The sequence below is a fragment of the Streptomyces sp. TN58 genome (genome assembly GCF_001941845.1).
In the GTDB taxonomy this organism is placed as follows: Bacteria; Actinomycetota; Actinomycetes; order Streptomycetales; family Streptomycetaceae; genus Streptomyces.
Genome location: NZ_CP018870.1, coordinates 6105524 through 6121265 on the forward strand (window position 1 = coordinate 6105524; position 15742 = coordinate 6121265).

Here is a 15742-nt window from a genome sequence, read left to right on the forward strand (position 1 = left end):
GCGACCTGTTGATCGACGACCTGCCTCAGGACCCTCAGCACGATGGAGAACGCCCTCAGCACCGACCTGACCCGTGTCTCCGCCCCGGGGCGCGCGGCGCTGGAACGCCGCGAGCAAGCCAGCCGCACGGAGGCCTGCGGGGACTGCGCGGCGAGCTGCGCAACCTCATCTTCGCCGCCACGCAGAAGCCGGAGATCGTCTAGCTAAGGGCTTGCCGGGAAGCAACACCTTGATTCCCGGCAAGCCCTTAGCACGGCCCGGTACTGGCCGATGGGTATGGCCGCCGGGCTCGAACATCTACATCCGAGCCCGGCGGCTCACGTACTTAAAATCAGCCCTACCTCCGCTGTCACGCTCTACTGGAGGTGACGATTGCGGGAACCTGTCCGCACCGCTCTAAAAATCGTCTTCCTCGATGACGACCCGCGCTCCGATTTCTTGTGCCTTTGCGACGACCCGGCCCTCGTCCCCTTCGGCGGTGGTCAGCGTCACCTTCAGGTCAATGAGCTGATGGTCTCGCTCGTGGAAAAAAGCCGGGTCCAGAGCCTTCGCCAATTCTCGGAAGAGTTGCCAAATCTCCTCACGCTTCTCATGCGTGGTGATACTCCGATTGGCAAGGTCGAGTTGGTATCGCTTATACACCTTGGGGCCCGTGGGTTCCGAATCACGGGGGTCAAGTTCGCCATTCCCAGAATCACTGCTATCTCGCCCTCGCCCCGAGATTTCCGGCCGTGCCGGATCCCCATTATCTCGCGGGGAATCATCCTCGGTATCTGGTGATTGGGGCTCTCTCTTCGCCCGGGGCTGGAGCGTGACAGCAATCGAGTTGATCTGAATCTGCCCCTGTGACTGAACCGACAGAGCTGCGCCACCACTGTCAATCAGCTCCCAGTCGTGGTCGATAAGATCGAAGATCACCCACCGGATCTCATCAACAGAAGTGACGAGCGGGAAAGCCGGATTCTTGTAAAAGGCTTGGACTACTTCCCGCGGGGTGAGTGCCCGATCGAATGTCTGCAGCAGGGCAGCAAGGTAATCGTGGGCGAGCCCCCCACGACGGGTCGCCCGACCATTATCAACGAGCTGGTCCCAGACCGCCTGGCCATGAAGTGCTGACTTACCGTCGTCCTCGAACCGCTTAAACTCGACGACGAGCTCCTCCCCAACGCGGAGAAGATACGCGTAATGCCTGTATGCCTTGAGAACCGCATCCTTGAGCTTTGACTCGGCTGCACTGAGTTTACTGCGTGCCTGGACGAGATCGTCGTCCGCGTCATCGCCGATCTGCTGGAGAACGTGCCGCCAGGCAAGAACTTCCCAGGCCCGCTTGCGTGCATGGTCGCGCTGCTGTGTATTCACACAGACCACGATGCAGCTAGCCGAGTTATCGACAGTGAGAGCCTGGTCCCCAAGGCCGAAGAGGGCTGAAATCTCGACTCGGCTGCTGTTGTCTTTTCCATTCAGCAATGTCCAACGTCGTGGATCCAAGACAACGAGACGGGTAGAATTTGAATCAATGTCGGCGAAGATATCACTCAATTTGACGTCTTCGCTACGCGGTCGATCGACGGTGATGACCTGTTCGAACGGGCCTTTAGAGTTTTGCGCGATCTGCTGCGCAACGTTCCAAACCAAGGCTTCTTGTTCTCCGCGTTGCACGAGAGCCTTGGCTGCTGTGAAATACATGCGGAGGTTCTGCTTGATCGACAGCGAGAAGCGGGCAGGAGCATTTGTCGGCGTATCTGTTGAGAGGGCGCCCAGCCCCTCTTCCGCTGTGAGCGCGTTGAAGACCTCCTCGGCCGCGTTAAACTCCGCGGTCCCAAAGAAGGACGGCTCGAAGATGCTCGCAAGCAGCTCGGCCTTTGTGGCGCCCCGCCGACCTTGCGCACGCCCCACGAGCGAGTAGCACATCAGCGCCGTTGCCATCCGCACCGCCGGCGCAGGCTGTCGAGACTCGACTCCTGAGTTGCGCAGCTCTTCGTCGATTGCGACTGCACGACCATGGCTCTTGTCGGAGCCCGTAATATCCGTGCCGGCCACGGCTCGCCAGCCTTGGACCGCCCGATCATTACCCATCAAGAGTCCGGACGAGAGGAGCTGCTCCAGGGCGACCGTGAGGGGGATGTCTCCCACACCAACCAGGCTGGGCGACCAGCGTCCCGCCTTGTGTTCGTCTACCCAGTGCATGGCGGTACGAGCGAAGATCGCCACCGTAGAGCGGACTTCCTGGAAGCCCTGTACGAGGGACCACTCCTCTTGCACAACCCGCATGAGTTCCGGGTGGAATGGGTAGCTCTTTTCCGCCCGGCCTGGAAATCCTGCTACACCTCGATTGGCCCCAAGCTTGTCGAAGACCTTGGTCGTAAATGGTCCGGTGGCGGCCTTTATGTAGGAGCGGGCAAGATCTGCTGCAGGGAGATCTTCGCTCCTCGCTTGAAAGAGTCGCCGCCTGATGATCGAGGAAAAGTCCTGCGGCTCATTGACGGGGATGGTTAGGCCATTACGCACCACGCGGTCAGCGATGAACTGCCGGAAGTCCTGCGCGGCCATGTTGTACCCGCGCTCGTCCCGCTCCGACCTGATCATGACCAAGACGAACGACACGCGCGGGATATCGTCGCAGGCGTCCATCAGCGCACTGAGGAACGCCTGCTCGTCGGGCATGGTCTCGACATAAGCCGGCGCCGAAAGCGGCAGCACGTAATCCATGAGCTCGTCCAACAGCACGAGTACCGGACGGCCAGCGTCCGAGAGCGCCGTGCGGACGGTGTCCTTATTTGGTCCCATCCCGACGTAGTGCTTGTACCGGTCCATGTCGCCGTCGACGATTGACCAGACGAAGCGTTCGAAGAGGGTGATCGCTGGCCCAAAGACCTCAGTAGGGCGCCCCGGCGAGAAGTTGTCCGCCGTAAGCGTCACCACCTTGGGTGACATGAGATCGAGATTTACTCCACCCTGCTCAGCCTCCTCCCAGACCGCCCGCCCAAGCTCGGTGGCGAAGAATTCCGCCGGGGAGTTCGCCATGTGGTAGAGGCCAACCAGGGCGTGGGACTTACCGCCTCCCATCCCCTGGTCGAGGTGGAATAGAGCGGTACCCATGTCATCAGTGCCGAGGCGCCGCGCCACGCGTGCGAAGAATCCCACCAGATTCGGCGTAGGTTCGGTGATCTCGCCGTAGTACTTGACTTTGCGGTAGGGGACGTCTCTCGTTTGGTACACGGCCTTGTGCAACGACATCTGAAGTTCACCTACGGAGCCGTCAGATGCGCGCACCTCCGGCCGCAGGGCCAACACATCTGCCCAATGGCGTACGGTTTGTTGCGCGGTCATCAGGAACTCTCCTCAAGTAGGTGGGCGAAGGTCAGTTGCGTGGCGTCGGGCATCGATGTCTCTGATACCCGCTGAGCGAGGCTACTAATGGCCTGCGCATTTCTTTGGATCGCGGTGAGAGCCTTGGCTACTCTGTCGTTAGCCGGAAGTTGGGACACCATGTCTCCCACCACGGCCCACAGGTGGGGGTCGTTGGCTGCAAATTCTGCAGCGATGACGCCGGCGACCGCTTCAGTCCCGCCTTCATCCCACGCGCCGGCCATTGCCCTGGCGACCTCGAACGTAGACGAATCCGCCGAGACACTTTCTGGGGGGTCGAGGCGGAGTTTGAACCCGCGATTGCCTTCCGTCAGAAGCCTTGTGCGGACTTCATCGAAGTTGAGGCTGTCCGCCTGAGCAAGAAACCTTGCCTCACCCTTCGGGACGGTAGTGAGACCGTTGAGCCGCTGCCAAAACACCGCGAATCTGGTCCGTTTGTCGAAGGTCTCTAGTGAAATTTCGTCCAGCTTCAACGCCATTGCGTCACGCACCGCGACTCGGGAGAGGGTGAGATAGCGATCGAGCTCGGCTTCCGTACCGTCCGGCTTCAGGATCTTGCTGTACCGGCCGTAGACCTCCATCCCGCGCCCGATAGAGGCCATCAATTGGTCGGTAAAGGCGAGACCGTCTTTCTCCCACTCGCGTACAGCTGACTTAACGACTTCGGTGACTTCACGGTCGACTTGGGCTGCAGTGGCTACCGGCCGGTTCTGTGGAGCGACCCTGCACCCACTGGTTACCGTGACCTTGATGCTAGCCACGCCCGTCTTGGTGCTCTCCGAGCGGGACGGCCATGAACTAGTCACCACAAATCCGGCGGCATGCAATGCGGCCAAGAGTCGCTTCCAGGCTTCGGGATCCGAGTGGCCGAAGACGACAACGAGGTGCCCGTCTGGACGCAGCACACGGCGGGCTTCACCGAAGGCGCGCGCCAGGGACAGCTCGTAGAAGTCTCGATCGTGTTTGACTCCACCGTTGTACACACGGCGGACGATAATCTCATCGTCCTTATTCTGGAGCCGCGGCGCAACTACGGTTCCGATATTTTCCGAAAAGAGATCGGGCTGAATGGTCAGCAGGGCTCGCCGGAGCCATACGTAGTAGAAGTCTGACGCGTCGGCGTACTCGATCATGTCGTAGTAAGGCGGATCGCACACGACCGCATCGACGGAACCGTCTCGATACGGAAGCGCCATTGCGTTAGCACGGCGGATTTTGGCCGGCTTGCCGGACAGGCCGCGTAGATGAGCCGCCAGCGGAGCCAGCCCTGTGTCGGTCAGCCCTGCCCACGTCCCTGGGCCATTTCCGATTCCAGCTTCGAAGTAGTCGAATTCAAATGCCAGTTTCGACTCGTTGCGGAAAATATGGTCAATCTGCACACGGTTCTGCTTAGACCCGTCGGGTTTACCATGCGCCCTTAGGATTGCTCCTCTAGTCGCATAGCGAAGCGCACGCACCATGGTTCCGGAAGCAAGGGCAGATAGGACGGTGGCGTATTCGCTAGAAACACCAGATTTCGTCATCAGTTCGAAGCATGACCGGATCTCGTGGGCTAGCGTGCCAAACAGCAACGCCTGCCTATCGTTCATTAGCTGACCGTAGCCGGTGTAGCCGTACCCACTGGCCTGAACGGTGTGCGTGTTTCCTGCTGGGATCTCTTCATCGGGAATGGCGGAGAGCCTGTTAATTGAGGGAAGGCTCCGCGCGTCGGCCTTGAGCGCAGCCTTGATCTCATCGTTCCTCAGGATCCGGAAGACCTTCTTGGTGTCCGTTCGTGTGACTCCGAGCCCTTCAAAGTCAGCGGCGACCAATGGCTCATCCTGGTATTGCCCTGCAAATCCCTTTGCCTTCACGTGTCCAAGCTGTGGATATGGCCACAGAAGAGACACCGGGCGCTCTTCTTCTGGGAGATGGGAAATGAGAGTGGAGCTGACCAGGGGGTTCTCGCTGCGTGTGAGCTCAGATCGCCATCACGCCGCCGCTGTTGTCGTGGACGATGGCCTGCCACTCCAGCACCGGGCAGGCAGCGACCAACAACGTGTCCAGCCCGTCCACCGCTCGCGGCGACGCGGCCCATGGCCTCGTCGTGGACGGGGAAGTTGCCCTGCAGCGTGTCGCAGTGACCGCAGCCGTTGGACAACTGCCGCTCGCGCATGGTCCTGCTGTAGCGGCTCTTGACGGTCGCGGCCAGAGCAGCGTGGCCGTGCTGCTGGAGCAGTCGCCGCACCAGCGCCATCGTCTTGGCGTTGTCCGTGGTGAACAAGCCGACGTAGCCGCGAGCGGGACGCTGCGGGTACAGGCCGATGAGACACACCGTGTCCTTTCCGCAGGCCCAGCACGGCCGACTCAGAGTGAGGACGCGCAGGGCCACGGTGGTTGCGCTGCCGGGCGGCGGCACCGTCGGCAGCTCGATGTTCTCCGGGGCGAAGTCGTCGGCCGCAGCGCGTTCATCCACGTACTGGCGTTCGCGGCTGTGCTCCGGCCACCCTGCTCTGTGCCGCGGGCCTCAGATCGCAACCCCCAGTTACCAAGAGGCCCTGCCGTCATACCCCGACCGCCCTCGGATCATTCGACCACGAACCCTGTTCGACTGCCCCAGCCCGTTGAAGGGATAGCGGAAGCCTTCTAGGCAGGCTTGCCCATTCTGGAGGCGAGACTGGCGGGGCGAAGGTCTGTCCAGTGCGTCTCGACGTAGTCGAGGCAGCTCTGTCGTGACCCCTCGTGCCTTACGGTCCATCCCTTCGGCACGTCAGCTGTGGCGGGCCAGAGCGAGTGCTGGTTCTCGGTGTTGGTAAGCACGACGTAGGCGGTGGCGTCGTCTTCGAAGGGGTTGGTCATGGCGTCTCCTCGGAGTCAATGGTGCGGATCGGTTGAGGGTTGGCGGGGGTCGAGACAGGCGCCGCAGCAGGGGGTAGGCCCCAGAGGTCTTCCCGGCCGACCTCCGCCACTGTGTACTTGCCGAGTGCACTGAGCAGGAGCCGCATCTCGAAGGCGCAGCAGTCGAGCAGATTGAGCAGTCCCCGCTCGGGGTCCTCGTCGGCAGCGAGGAAGGCGGCACGACCAAGGCCCACGGCCCGCGCGCCCAGGGCGAGCGCCTTGACGGCGCGGGTTCCCTCCCACATGCGTCCGGACGCGATGCAGCACGCGTCGCCAGGCGCGATGCGCATCAGGCACTCTGCCAAGGGCAGGCCGACGTGGTCCATGAAGGACAGCGGTGCCCAGCCGGTGCCGGCCTCGGCGCCGTCGATGGTGACGGCATCGGCCCCGGCTGCCCAGGCGATGCCCGCGGCCGTGGCGATGTCACGGCCGGGCGGGAGCTTGACCCAGATGCGCGCCCGGGGGAAGTTGTTGCGCATCAGGATGATCTGTCGGTGCAGGATCTCCTGGGTGAAGGTTCCGGGTGTCGCTGAGCGGAGCATCCGCGAGGTCCCGGTACCGAAGACCGGGTCCACGGTGAACTGGCCCTCCGTAGCGGCGCCGTCGGGCGCGTCCACGACTGACATCCCGCCTAGCCCCGGCTTGGCGCCCTGTCCGAGCTTGAGTTCGAAGGCGAGCCGCCCCGATTCCAGCAGGGGCAGGGTGGTGGGATCGCTGTAGACGAGGTTCCAGACCTCGGCATCTGCGTCCTCGGTGCTCTGCTGGACCGCGACGCCGCCCAGTCCGTCGGGCAGTTCGGCGCAGTACGCGCTGATCCGGGTTCGCAGCGACCGATGATCGGCATCGCCGAGGCGTCCGTAGCCTGAGGAGGGTACGACGTTCTCCCCGATGACCATGGGAACGCCGCGCCGACCCGCCTGCCGGGCGACGGCGTTGCCGATGTGACCGCCCGCCAGGTTCGTGGAACCCAGCGCGGAGATAACGAGGGGCAGCGGGGAGTTGAACCCGCCGACTCCGGTGTCCAGGGCCACGTCTGTGTACAGGGGCTCCCGGCCGAGGTCGATCAGCTTCTCCAGCCGCCGGGGCATGAGAATGGGCGGCACCAGCCGCAGCGTGTCCATCATGTCGTGTGCCGTCTCGCGGCTGAGGGTGTCCGACCCTCCGAACATGGCGAGGGCGTAGTCCTCCAGGGCCGGCAGCGCTGCTGCCGGGCCGCTCCGGGCGCGTGCGCGCACCAGGCCCTCCGGGAAGCCCGCCGCCGTCAGCTTTCCGGTCACGGTGACGGCACTCCCGGAACCTTGGGGTAGGCGCTGGCCTGCCAGACGCTGTCGAGTCCGGCGATGTATCGGGTGAGGCGCTCCAGGCCGATGCCGAATCCGGCGCTCGCGGGAATTCCTTCCCTGGCGGCCTTGAGGTACCACTCGTACTTGGCGGGGTTCTCACCCGTCTCCCGGATGCGGGTGACGATCTTCCGGTAGTCGTTCTCACGTTCGCTGCCGCTGCACAGTTCGCCGTAGCCCTCGGGGGCGATCAGGTCGAAGTTGCGCAGGAAACCGGGCAGCTGCTCGCTCTCCCGGTCATAGAAGCCGCGCGAGCCCTTTGGATAGTCCGTGATCAGGAACGGCTGCTCCGCCTCGGCCGCGAGCAGCACCTCACCCTGCCAGTCGATCTCAGCGTCCGAGCTCTGGTCGTGGCCCCGCTGGCGCAGGCGATCGACCGCTTCGCCGTGGGTGCGCCGCCCGAAGGGGGAGAGCAGCGCCTTGCCGAGCGCGGCAGTGTCCCGGCCGAGTTCGCCCAGCGCGGCGGCTTCCGCATGCAGGGTCTGCTCGATGACCCGGCTGATCAGGCTTTCGAGGAGCTCGAGGATGTCACTGCGGGACGCGCCGGCCACCTCGACGTCGATCTGATGGAACTCGGCCAGATGGCGGCCGGTGCGCGCGGTCTCGAGCGGCTCCAGCCGGATGTTGGGTGCGATGAAGAAGATCTTATCGAAGGCGAACAGGGCGGCCTGCTTGTACAGGATCGCGCTGGTCATGAGTTTGTAGCGGTGCCCGTAGTAGTCGACGTCGACCTGCTTAGCGCCGCGCGCGCCGGGATCGGTGACCGGTCCGATGATGGGCGGCAGCAGTTCGGTGAACCCGAGGCCGGTGAGATGGGCGCGGACGGTGTCGAGGATCCGGTGCTGGATGCGGAGCACCGCACGCGTCGTGCCGGAAGCCAGGTGGGTACGGGGATCTGGAGGGAGTGTCATGTTCGGTGTTCCGTCTTCGTCGGATGGTCAGCCGTGTCGGCCTGGCGGAGCCAGTCGAACTTGTCGGCCACGTAGGACAGGGCGCTCAGCAGTCCGGCCGAGGTGAGGCGGGCCGTAGTCCCGGACTGCGCCACGCCGGTGACGGGCATCGAGCCCGTCGTCGACCACTGGAGACGGCCGTCGGTGTCGATGAAGCTCCTGGTGCGGCCGGCGTTGTCCGGGTGCAGGCAATAGGGAACGTCCAGGTACCCGCGCTCGAAGGCGAGGGCGAGCGCGCATCCCACGTCCTCGTCCAGATCGAGCACGGCGTTGACGAGCTCCGTCGCCTCCGCGTGGATCTGCTGTCCCGCACCCTGGCTGGGGCTGCGACGACGTTCCTGCCGGGCGGCCCGTGCTGCGGTCTCCAGTGCGGTCACGTTCTCCTGGACCGTTGGTATGCGGTGCGCCTCGGCGGCTGTTTTCACGATCAGGCGGGCCGCACCGGCGCGCACGGCGAGCCTGGCCGCCTCGTCGAGAAGGAGCTGGGCGCCCCGGGGGGTGCGCGGATAAACGCCCATGTAGGCGTAGAGCACGATGTGCCAGTCCACGTCCGGTAGATGGGCAGCGGCGATGTCCCGTAGGGCGGTGATCGCCTCCTCGTCCTGTGCCGTGTTGGTCTGCTGGGCGTAACTCAGGGAGATGCTCCGCAGCCCGTGCTGACGGAAGAAGAGCGCCTCCAGCACGCTGATGGCGACGAGCAGGCTTGGTGGGCACAGCTGACCCAGCATGCAGCCGCCGAAGGTCTCCATGTGCGGCTGAAGTCCGGTCGTCTGCAGCTGCGCGAAGCTCCGGCTGGCTTCTGTCCAGTTGCGGATCGACTCGCGCAGCGGCATCCGGCTGTAGGGCAGGCAGTACGAGACGGGGCCGCCCTCGGTCGCGTCGATCGGCACGGCCGCCAGTGTGGTGAAGATCGAACGTGGGTCGGCGGACCCGTGGCGTACCTGTACGGGGAAGGTATCGTCCCGCACCCCGGAGAGCATCCACCGCGTGGTGTCGGCGCCGTGTGCCACGACGGGGTATCCGTTGAGTGAGCTGTCGTTGCCCAGTGCTCGGCAGGCGGCGGCGTGGTCGCCCACCCGCGTGTAACTGTCCAGCGTGACTGTGCCGACGGTGACGGCCGCGGCCCGTTTCGTTGCGAGGAGCCCCGCCCGCATGTCGGCCGGAACCGGCATGCCCATGCGTGGTTGCACGACGAGTTGGCCACGGGAGTGTGCCGTGGACACCACGTGTCCGAATCCCGGCGTCATGCAGGGACCGTGCTGGGGAGCGTACCGATCAGAGCCAGGAGGTCTTCGGGATCGTTCCGCCCTCCTTCGAACACCGCTTGGAAGCCAGCGGCACGTAGGGCGTGGTTGCGTCGGGGGTCAGGGCCGCCGATCCCGAGCTTGCCGCCGATGACCACAGGTGTGCGGGCCAGCCCAGGAGTCGTACGAAGGCGCCTGACGATGCGGAAGCCGTCGTGGTGACCGTGTCCGTTCACGCTGCTGACGACGATGAGGTCGGGTCGCCGATCGAGTGCTTCCCGTATGAGCATCTCGTCCGGGACGCAGGGCCCCAGGTTCACGACCTCGTGCCCCGCCTCTTCGAGGAGGAGCTGAAGGAATACCAGATTCCAGATGTGTGAGTCCGAGGAGGTGCTTGTGACGATGATCCGTCGACTGACTGGATGCTCCGGTCTTGATATGAGACTCAGTTCCATGCGGCGGTCCAGAACTCCATATCCAAACGTCCGGGAGTTCGCAGTCCTTCGAGGGCGAACTCGTCCTGGATCACAGGCATGTTCCGAGGTTGCCCGAATCGACTTTCACGTGGCCGACGTCCAGCACCCCGTTTCCTGATGATCCTTCATGTGGCTTTGAAGGTTGTCAAGGCGGGACAATGTGACGCACTCCACAAGCTTGCAGGTCATGGGTGAGGTAGCGTCAGAAACTGCCTTGACGGCTCGGTTGAGCTCCTGACATGGTTCGATTCCGTTGCCGCGAACTGAGGTTGGCTCAAAGTCGATGCCATGGATGCCCTTCAGCCGTACAGGCTCGTGACCGATAGCCGAGACGCGGGGGCAGTTTTCCGAATGGTTGGGGGGAACTCCCCGAAGCCAGTGGAGTTTATGGTCGCCGATGAGAACCATCGGAAGGCCGGATTGGTGAACATGCAGGCGGACGCCCTGGCGGAACTGGATTTCTACCTTCCGTCGATGACCCTCAACGACTATCTGCGCGGCGTGGTGCCGATCCACCCCCTCCTGGCGTCGGCGTTGGACTTCAGCCGCCCCGGCGCCGACAAGGCACTGCGCGTGCTGACGGCCACCACGACGGAATTCGACTCGGACGACACCGGGCGCGGGGACTCCTACCGCAAGGCGCAGCGCGACTCTTCGGTCCGCTGGACCGGCATACGGCAGCTCCTCGAGCTCGCCTCCGCGTCGGCCGTCGAACCCGGACCGCCCGCTCGGCCATGTACCGTCCTGGACGTGCTCGGCGGCGACGGGACCCTCGCCCGCGCCGTCCGGGAACAGGCGACCGACCTGTCGGACCGGGTCGTCATCCTGACCGGGGACCTCTCCGGCGAGATGATCGAGCGGGCCCTGGCGCAGGGCCTGCCTGCCGTCCGGCAAGCGGCTGACCACCTCTTCCTGGGCGACGGCGTAATGGACGCGGTGCTGCTCGCCTACGGCACGCACCACATCGCACCGCAGGGCCGGCTCGGGGCGGTCACTGAGGCCCTGCGGGTCATCCGCCCGGGAGGACGCGTGGTCCTGCACGACTTCGACACGACAAGCCCCATGGCGAGATTCTTCACGGACGTGGTCCACCCCCACACCGAGGCAGGACACGACTATCCGCATTTCTCCCGCGACGTGCTCACCGAACTCTTCGACGAGGCGGGAACGCCGGCACATGTCATCGATCTGTATGACCCATTGATCGTCCGTGCGGCGTCGGAGGAGGACGCCCGGCGGCGCATGTGCGACTACGTGGCCGATATGTATGGGGTCAGGGCGTACTTCGACTCGCTCGGCGGCACAGATTCCTGCTGGCGTCTGCTGGAGAACTGTTTCGCTCATGAGGAGTACCTGGCAACCCTGCCCCAGATGGTCGATTTCACGCCACGCCCGGTGGTATATCCAGCCAATGGCGCCTTCGTGGCCGAAATTCCCCGCTCTGCGATTGTCGCAGTTGCCCAGAAAGTGGTCTGAGTATCATGAGTTCGTTCTTTGTGCCGGACCTGCTACCCCGCCCTGAGCACGGAACGGCCGAAGTGCCGGCGATCGTCAGTGCGGACGGTGAGCTGAGCTACGCCGACATGTGGGGTCGAATTCACGCCATCGTCGGTCTGCTGCGCGATACCGGTGTTGCCCCCGGCGACCACGTGGGCCTGTTCTTCCTGCGCTCGGCCGAATACGTGACCTCGCTCGTGGCCACCTGGCTGGTGGGAGCGGTGGCCGTGCCCATCGACCCCGAGTTCCCGGTCGAGCGCACCGACGCGATCATCCATGCCGCCGATCCGCGCCTCGTCCTCCACGCGGGGACGGCCGCCCACCGCGACCAGGAGGTCATGCCGAACCGGTGGCACGACGTCAGCGACCTTGCCCAGGCTGACCTGTCCCCGGACGACCTCCCTTCGCACAAATCGCTGCAGCCGACTGGCTGGTCGCGCGAGGGAGCGGCCGGACACCCGGCTCTGATTCTCTTCACCTCCGGGTCAACCGGTACGCCCAAGGGCGTCGCCCTGCACCATGGGGGCTTGCACAACCGCCTGGAATGGGGCCACACCCAGTACGGCTTCGAGGACTCCGACCGCGTCCTACACAAGGCGTCGATCGCCTTCGACGCCTCGGTCCACGAGATCTTCTCGCCCCTCATCGCGGGTGGAACGCTCGTGATCGCCCCGCCCGGCCTGCAGTTCGACAGCCTGGGCCTGGTGCGGCTGATACAGGACGCGGGCGTCACCACGGCCCACTTCGTCCCCTCCATGCTCCGCTACGTTCTCGAAGAGCCCGAGCTGGCCTACTGCACTGATCTGCGGCGCGTCTTCTGCGGCGGCGAAGCCCTCGACATGGACCGCGTCAGGACCTTCCGGGCGGCGCTCCCTGACTGCGCCCTCTTTAACCAGTACGGACCGACTGAGACGTCAGTGAACGCGACGTTCTGGGACTGCAGCGAGCCCTACGACGGCCACATCGCTCCCATCGGGCGGCCCATCGCCGGCGTCCGCTGCCACGTGCTGGACGAAGACCTCGCGCCGGTGGGGGAAGGCCAGACCGGGGAGCTGTGGATCGGCGGCGCGGGCGTCGGCGTCGGCTACCTCGCAGACGAGCGCCAGACCGAGGAACGCTTCCGGCCCGACCCGTTCTCCGCGGCCGGCGGGCGGATGTACCGCACGGGCGACCTGGTGCGCCTCGCCGCACCCGGCTACCTGGAGTTCCGCGGTCGGCTCGACGACCAGGTCAAGGTGCGCGGCGTTCGGGTCGAACCCGAGGAAGTCGCCGCCGTTCTGCGCCGCCACCCGATGGTGCACGACGCCGCCGTGGTCGCCGTACCCGACAAGGACAGCGGTGCGAGCCTGATCGGGTACGTCGCGGCCAAGCGCCGCCACGCCCCGGTCGTCGATGGCCTGCGGCGTGTGCAACTGCCGCACGGTCTCGGCGTGGCAACGCCGTCCCCCGACGAGGCCCTCTTCCTCTACAGGCAGATCTTCGAGCAGGACGAGTACGCGCGGTACGGCGTGCGTCTCGACGACGACGCCGTGGTCGTCGACATCGGGGCGAACATCGGCCTGTTCTCCCTGTGGGCCCACCAGCAGGCCGACAACGTCAGGCTGCTCTCCGTCGAGCCGAACCCGGACACGCTGCCCTACCTCCGGGCCAACCTGGAGCTGCACGGGGTGCGGTCCGAAGTGGTGCCGGTCGCCGTGACCGACCGGGCCGGCACGGCCGAACTCACCTCGTTCCCGGAGCTCTCGTACCTCTCCGGCCTCGGGTCGCAGCGGCATCAGGAAGCGGCTGAACTGGTCCAGTCGCACTACGAGAGCACCGGGGCGGCAGACGAGAACATGACCGAGCAGGAGAAGGCCTCGCTCCTCCTCGCCGCAGAGAATCGACTTCAGGCAACGGCCCACACGGTGCCTACCGTGACCCTCTCCGGCTTGTTCGACCGGCTCGGCCTGGAGCGGGTCGACCTGTTGAAGATCAACGCTGAGGGTGCGGAGCTCAGCATCCTGCGCGGCCTGGATGCCCGCCATTGGCGTGCCGTTCAGCAGGTATGCCTTGAGGTGGAGCGCGCCAGCGTGGTCGGCGCGGAGATCAAGGAGATCCTCGACGGTGCGGGTTTCTCCGTTCACGAGGTCAACGACTGGAGCGTGGGCGCGGACGCCGATGTCACCTACGTGTACGCGACCCGGGCACCTTCCCCGGACTCCGTGCCTACGGCCCACGGCGCTGCGTCCGGCGGCTCCGACCAGGACGTCGAGACGCTGCTCACCGTTCGCGCACTGCGCGCCTACATGACGGGCCAGCTGCCCCCGGCCATGCGCCCCGACCGGTTCGTGTTCCTGGAGGAGCTGCCGAGGCTCCCCAACGGCAAGGTCTCGCGCCACGACCTCCCCGAGGCCCCGGGGCCGGCACCGGACGCCGCCGGGCCGGCGCACAGCTCGGAGCTCGGCCAGGAGGAGCTGCTCCGGGAGATCTGGCGTCAGGCCCTGCAGGTCGACGCCGTCCACGACGACGACGACTTCATCCGCCTCGGCGGCCACTCCCTGCTGGCACTTCGCGTGAGTGCCCGGGTACGCGAGGTGACTGGGGTGGAAGTCGCCCCGCACGGCTGCCTGCGGGCACAGACCTTCGCCGAGTGGCGTGCGGACGTAGCGCGACAGCGCCGCCGGTAGGAGAGGCACTTCACACATGGAACCCCGTCCGCTGTCCGACATGCAGCAGTCGATGCTGGTGCACGAGGCTCTGGCGAACCATCCGCTCTACAACATGCCGTTGGGCTTCCGGATCTCGGGGCGCTTGAAGGTGCCTGCGCTGGAGGGGGCCCTGCGCCATGTGATCCGGCGCCACCCGGTACTGCACTCCACGTACGACGTGACGGGCGCCGTCCCGCTGGCACCCGGGGTCCCCCTTCCTGGGCTGGTCCTCGGAACCTGGGAGGGGGGTGACGAACAGGCGCCCGTTGTCGCCGAGTTCTGGCAGCGGCCTTTCGACCTGCGCCGCGAGGTACCGGTACGCGCGCTGCTGATGTCCTCCTCGCCCGAGGACCACCTCCTGGTGTTGTCCGTCCACCACGTGGCCGGTGACAGCTGGACCCTGGCGCTGCTCACCCGGGAACTGGGCGATGCCTACGCCCGCATCGTGCGGGGCGCCGCCGGTCCGGAGGAGACCCCGGCGCCCGACTTCTTCGCCTACGCCGCCGAGGAATGGGCTGCCGCCGAGGACACGGCATGGTGGGCGGACTCGCTGCGGGACCACCAGCCCCAGTCCGTACCGCGAAAGGACCCTCCGGCCGAGGACGATCGCGGCCGCTTCCTGCCGATCGGTCTCCATCTCGACGCGGCACACACTCAAGGCGTCAAGCGCCTCGCCCGGGAGGCGCGCGTGTCGCCCGCCGCGGTGCTCTTCACGGCCGTGAGCACGGCCGTCGCGGCCGCGCCCGGAGCAGGATCTGACCGGCCGTGCCGGTCGGTTGTCGGGCTACCCGCCGTGCTGCGTGACACACGGGACCTCCAGGAGACCGTGGGGCCGCTGCTGAACACGCTGCCGGTCTCGACCACCTGGCGACCGTGCCGGCCGGCGCAGGAGATCGTGCAGACCCACGCAGCCGCTATGGAGTCCGCACTGGCGCACAAGCACCTCCCCTACACCCGCATCCTGAAGGCTGCCCGGATGCGCAGGACCCCGGGTGCGGCCCCCCTGCTGCACCTGGTGAACGTGGACACGGAGGTTCCCCGACTGCGTCTGTCCGGGGCCAGGGCCACCGCGCTTCCCATACCGGCCCGCTGGGCGACCTTCCCGGCCCTCTGGGAATTCAGCTGGGGAACGGTCGGGAACATGAGCGGAGTGCTCCGCACCGACGCGGACTCCTTCACCGCCGACCAGGCGAACGACATGGCCGGAGCGTTCCGGTCCAGCTTGGCGCGCCTCATCAAGTGAGAGGCGTCGCCTTTTCTTCCGTACGGCAGGGCCAGAAGGGGTTCCTCGTGTTTGCGTCT

At 65.5% G+C, this 15742-nt stretch carries 11 protein-coding genes; 3 read left to right on the forward strand and 8 right to left on the reverse strand.

The window, feature by feature from the left end:
• Window positions 1-396: 396 nt before the first annotated feature.
• From BSL84_RS27585 to BSL84_RS27620, 8 genes are all read right to left on the reverse strand, one after another.
• Window positions 397-3330 (reverse strand): DUF499 domain-containing protein, encoded by a 2934-nt coding sequence (locus BSL84_RS27585; protein ID WP_075971379.1) that lies wholly within the window; start codon window positions 3328-3330, stop codon window positions 397-399.
• Window positions 3330-5222, reverse strand: coding sequence for a hypothetical protein (locus tag BSL84_RS36250; RefSeq protein ID WP_159393563.1), 1893 nt, complete (start codon window positions 5220-5222; stop codon window positions 3330-3332). The genes BSL84_RS27585 and BSL84_RS36250 overlap by 1 nt, the downstream gene beginning before the upstream one ends.
• Complete coding sequence (locus BSL84_RS36255) at window positions 5219-5824, reverse strand: hypothetical protein (protein WP_159393564.1); 606 nt, start codon at window positions 5822-5824, stop codon at window positions 5219-5221. The genes BSL84_RS36250 and BSL84_RS36255 overlap by 4 nt, the downstream gene beginning before the upstream one ends.
• Window positions 5825-5994: 170 nt before the next feature.
• The gene (locus tag BSL84_RS27600) at window positions 5995-6207 is read right to left on the reverse strand and encodes an MbtH family protein (RefSeq protein ID WP_075971382.1); all 213 of its coding nucleotides are present in this window, start codon (window positions 6205-6207) and stop codon (window positions 5995-5997) included.
• A complete protein-coding gene (locus tag BSL84_RS27605; protein ID WP_079273315.1) occupies window positions 6204-7523 on the reverse strand; it encodes a glutamate synthase-related protein in 1320 nt (439 codons plus the stop codon). Before BSL84_RS27605 ends, BSL84_RS27600 begins: the two co-directional genes overlap by 4 nt.
• Complete coding sequence (locus BSL84_RS27610) at window positions 7520-8497, reverse strand: asparagine synthetase A (protein ID WP_075971383.1); 978 nt, start codon at window positions 8495-8497, stop codon at window positions 7520-7522. The genes BSL84_RS27605 and BSL84_RS27610 overlap by 4 nt, the downstream gene beginning before the upstream one ends.
• Window positions 8494-9783 carry a methylaspartate mutase gene (locus BSL84_RS27615; RefSeq protein ID WP_075971384.1) on the reverse strand — a complete coding sequence of 430 codons (1290 nt, stop codon included), beginning with the start codon at window positions 9781-9783 and terminating at the stop codon, window positions 8494-8496. The genes BSL84_RS27610 and BSL84_RS27615 overlap by 4 nt, the downstream gene beginning before the upstream one ends.
• Entirely contained in the window at window positions 9780-10235 is a 456-nt protein-coding gene (locus tag BSL84_RS27620; RefSeq protein WP_075971385.1) for a cobalamin B12-binding domain-containing protein, read from the reverse strand. Before BSL84_RS27620 ends, BSL84_RS27615 begins: the two co-directional genes overlap by 4 nt.
• Window positions 10236-10643: 408 nt before the next feature.
• Between BSL84_RS27620 and BSL84_RS27625 the strand changes: the two genes are divergently transcribed.
• The 3 genes from BSL84_RS27625 to BSL84_RS27635 are packed head-to-tail and all read left to right on the forward strand — an operon-like array spanning window position 10644 to window position 15683.
• On the forward strand, window positions 10644-11732 hold the full coding sequence (locus BSL84_RS27625) for a class I SAM-dependent methyltransferase (RefSeq protein ID WP_199838755.1): 1089 nt from the start codon (window positions 10644-10646) through the stop codon (window positions 11730-11732).
• 5 nt (window positions 11733-11737) lie between these two features.
• Window positions 11738-14419 carry an amino acid adenylation domain-containing protein gene (locus tag BSL84_RS27630; RefSeq protein WP_075971386.1) on the forward strand — a complete coding sequence of 894 codons (2682 nt, stop codon included), beginning with the start codon at window positions 11738-11740 and terminating at the stop codon, window positions 14417-14419.
• Between the two features lie 16 nt (window positions 14420-14435).
• Window positions 14436-15683 carry a condensation domain-containing protein gene (locus BSL84_RS27635; RefSeq protein ID WP_075971387.1) on the forward strand — a complete coding sequence of 416 codons (1248 nt, stop codon included), beginning with the start codon at window positions 14436-14438 and terminating at the stop codon, window positions 15681-15683.
• The last annotated feature ends 59 nt before the right edge of the window (window positions 15684-15742 follow it).

Bases quoted from the DNA above. Each gene is read 5' to 3' on its own strand.
- BSL84_RS27610 (WP_075971383.1), bottom strand. From the start codon at position 8,497: ATGACACTCCCTCCAGATCCCCGTACCCACCTGGCTTCCGGCACGACG.
- BSL84_RS27615 (WP_075971384.1), bottom strand. From the start codon at position 9,783: ATGACGCCGGGATTCGGACACGTGGTGTCCACGGCACACTCCCGTGGC.
- BSL84_RS27600 (WP_075971382.1), bottom strand. From the start codon at position 6,207: ATGACCAACCCCTTCGAAGACGACGCCACCGCCTACGTCGTGCTTACC.
- BSL84_RS27635 (WP_075971387.1), top strand. From the start codon at position 14,436: ATGGAACCCCGTCCGCTGTCCGACATGCAGCAGTCGATGCTGGTGCAC.
- BSL84_RS27630 (WP_075971386.1), top strand. From the start codon at position 11,738: ATGAGTTCGTTCTTTGTGCCGGACCTGCTACCCCGCCCTGAGCACGGA.
- BSL84_RS27585 (WP_075971379.1), bottom strand. From the start codon at position 3,330: ATGACCGCGCAACAAACCGTACGCCATTGGGCAGATGTGTTGGCCCTG.
- BSL84_RS27620 (WP_075971385.1), bottom strand. From the start codon at position 10,235: ATGGAACTGAGTCTCATATCAAGACCGGAGCATCCAGTCAGTCGACGG.
- BSL84_RS27625 (WP_199838755.1), top strand. From the start codon at position 10,644: ATGGTCGCCGATGAGAACCATCGGAAGGCCGGATTGGTGAACATGCAG.